At 72.0% G+C, this 2,773-nt stretch carries 4 protein-coding genes; 3 read left to right on the top strand and 1 reads right to left on the bottom strand.

The features are described 5' to 3' along the window. Positions 1 to 132 (bottom strand): helix-turn-helix transcriptional regulator (locus E6J59_19665; protein ID TMB15920.1); only part of this gene is annotated, 132 nt, incomplete at its 3' end. Between the two features lie 68 nt (positions 133 to 200). Between E6J59_19665 and E6J59_19660 the strand changes: the two genes are divergently transcribed. The 3 genes from E6J59_19660 to E6J59_19650 all read left to right on the top strand — a co-directional run. Continuing rightward, on the top strand, positions 201 to 1,292 hold the full coding sequence (locus tag E6J59_19660; GenBank protein ID TMB15919.1) for an amidohydrolase: 1,092 nt from the start codon (positions 201 to 203) through the stop codon (positions 1,290 to 1,292). Positions 1,293 to 1,316: 24 nt separating this feature from the next. After that, entirely contained in the window at positions 1,317 to 2,561 is a 1,245-nt protein-coding gene (locus tag E6J59_19655) for a hypothetical protein (GenBank protein ID TMB15918.1), read from the top strand. Positions 2,562 to 2,605: 44 nt separating this feature from the next. Further along, positions 2,606 to 2,773, top strand: a 168-nt coding sequence (locus E6J59_19650; GenBank protein ID TMB15917.1) for a hypothetical protein, incomplete at its 3' end; no start/stop codon positions are given.

Genomic DNA, 2,773 nt, shown 5'->3' with positions numbered 1-2,773 from the left:
CTCCCCGGCGATTTCCCGCATCGATACGCCGGCGAAGCCCCGGTCGGCGAAGCGCCGCTCGGCGGCGTCGAGGATCGCGTCGCGCGTGGAAGGGGCTTCGCGGCTGCGGGCGGTGGCCGCCCGGGGGCTCATGCGCCCCGCGTACACGAACAAACGTTCGTTTGTCAAGGTGGGAGCGCACTGCCAGGGAGGGACGCCCCATGAACCAGATCGCCGTCGTCGATGCCGACGGGCACGTGACCGAGCCGATGAGCCTGTGGACCGACTACGTGGAGCCGGCCTACCGCGAGCGCGCTCCGCGCCCGGTGCTCGACGAGCGCGGCCGCCCCTGCATGCTGCTCGACGGCCGGCTCGTCATGCGCCACGCGATGCTGCTCACCCTCGGCCCCGACTACGACGTCGCGGCGGCCAACTTCCGGGCCGGCGGCTGGGACCCGCAGGCGCGCCTCCGCGACATGGACAGCGAGGGCATTGACGTCTCGGTCCTCTTCCCCTCGGTCGCCTTCTACGTACCCGAGACGAGCGACCCGGCGCTGATGGCCGCCCTCTGCCGCGCCTACAACGACTGGCTCGCGGACTACTGCCGGGTCGCGCCGTCGCGCCTGTTCGGGGTCGCGATGCTGCCGCTCGCCGACGTCGACGCCTCGCTCCGCGAGCTCGAGCGGGCGACCGAGAAGCTCGGCTTCCGGGGCGCGTTCGTGCGTCCGAACCCGTACGCCGGACGGCCCATCCATCATCCGGCCTACGAGCGCTTCTGGGAGCGCGCGGCGGCGCTCGGCGTCCCCGTCACCGTGCACGAGGGGCTGAGCGACGGCATCCCGACCCTCGGCCGCGACCGCTTCGAGAACCCGGCCATGCTCCACGTCCTCTCGCATCCCTTCGAGCAGATGGCGGCGTGCGCGGGCCTGATCCTGACCGGCGTCCTCGAGCGCCACCCCACCCTGCGCGTCGCCTTCCTCGAGTCGGGCTCGGCCTGGCTCCCCTACTGGCTCGACCGCATGGACGGGCACCTGGAGACGTGGGGGAAGCTTCTTCCCGCCGTGCGCATGAAGCCATCGGAGTACTTCCGGCGGCAGTGCGTGATCTCGACCGACCCGGAGGACGGCGTGGTGGAGGCGGTGGTGCGCCTGGTGGGCGACGACTGCGTGGTGTGGGCCTCCGACTACCCGCATCCCGACGCGCTCTTCCCGGGCGCAGTGCGCGAGAGTGTCAAGAAAATGGCCGGCATTCCCGAGGCGTCACGCCACAAGATCTTTGCGACCAATGCGCTCCGCCTCTACAATCTCGCCTGACGCGCGCGGCGTCGGAGGCAGGGGATGCGGTGGACGGTCCTGGCGGCCAGCCTGTGGCTGGCGAGCGCGGCCCAAGCGGGCACGCTGCTCTTCCTGAACAGCCAGCCCGGTGACTACATCGGCCAGGGCGCAGGCCGGCTCGTCACGGCCGCCGACGGCACCTTCACGGCCAGCCGGAACTTCGACAACGGCGTGAACGTCGACTTCGACGGCAGCGCGCCCGGCGACTTCTGGTCAGTCGACCTCGCGGCGCCGATGAGCGCAACGCTCGTGCCGGGCGCTTACGAGGGCGCCGTGCGCTGGCCGTTCCAGGCCGCGAGCGCGCCCGGCCTCTCCGTGTACGGCGACGGCCGGGGCTGCAACACCCTGACCGGTCGCTTCCTGGTGCTCGAGGCCACCTACGGCGCGGACGGAAGGGTGCAGAGCTTCGCCGCCGACTTCGAGCAGCACTGCGAGGACGGCGTGCCCGCGCTCTTCGGGTCGATCCGCTACCACGCGGGCGATCCCGCGTGCGCAGGGCAGCCCGACGGTACCGCGTGCGACGACCAGGATGCGTGCACGCAGAGCGACGCCTGCCAGGCCGGCCAGTGCACGGGGACCCCCACAGGCGGATGCACCGCCGCGCCGGTGCCGTGCCGCACGCGCAGCATCTGTGACCCGTCCGGCGGTGCATGCGTGGGGGGTGGGCTCCAGCCGGACGGAACCCCCTGCGCCAACGACGACGCCTGCATCGTGGGCGAGAGCTGCCAGAGCGGGGTGTGCACGGGGGGATCCTTGCTCTCCTGCGACGACGGGGACCTCTGCACCGTCGAGGCCTGCGACTCGCACCAGGGTTGCCTCGTCGCGCCCGTCCCCTGCTGGAACGTCGCCGGCAGGGCCAAGGTCTGGGGCCTGGGCGGCATTCAGGCCGCGCCCGCCCCGCCCCGCTTCACCAGCACGCTCGTGCTGCGCATCGACGGAACCTATCGCCTCCCGAGCACCCACATCACGTCCTGCGGCGCGGAGATCCCCGACGAGGTCGGGACCTACCGGGCGGGACGGCACGGGCGGCTCGTGCTCACGCCCACCAACCTCGACGAGATCGACGCCGCGGGGACGATCTGCATCGGGTATCCGCTCGCGGTGACGAGCTACCGCACCGTGGTGAAGCTCTCGCGCAGCGGACTTCGTCTGCACGGCACGAGCACCCTCGCCGCCAGCCTCGAGATCTTCGCACAGGCGATCCCCTTCCACGCGGTCGCGACGTTCAAGGGGACGCGCGAGCCCTGACCGGTTTGACAGCTCCGACCGTCCGGTTGTAACTCGCGCGCACGATGGAGGGTCGGCGGGCGCGCGTGCCGGTGAAGCCCGGCTACTTCACCGTCCCCGACGACCCCGTCGAGCCGCCGCGCCTGCTCGGCTCGCGCTGCCGGGACTGCGGCGAGCACTTCTTCCCGCGGCGGGCGATCTGCGCCAAGTGCATGAGCGAGCGGACGGAGGAC

The sequence above is a fragment of the Deltaproteobacteria bacterium genome (genome assembly GCA_005879795.1).
Classification (GTDB): domain Bacteria; phylum Desulfobacterota; class Binatia; order DP-6; family DP-6; genus DP-6.
Note: the sequence above shows the minus strand (reverse complement) of the source record. Positions and strands in the feature narration are given on the sequence as shown.

Coding starts and splice junctions, on each gene's coding strand:
- E6J59_19660 (TMB15919.1), top strand. CDS start 201: ATGAACCAGATCGCCGTCGTCGATGCCGACGGGCACGTGACCGAGCCG.
- E6J59_19655 (TMB15918.1), top strand. CDS start 1,317: ATGCGGTGGACGGTCCTGGCGGCCAGCCTGTGGCTGGCGAGCGCGGCC.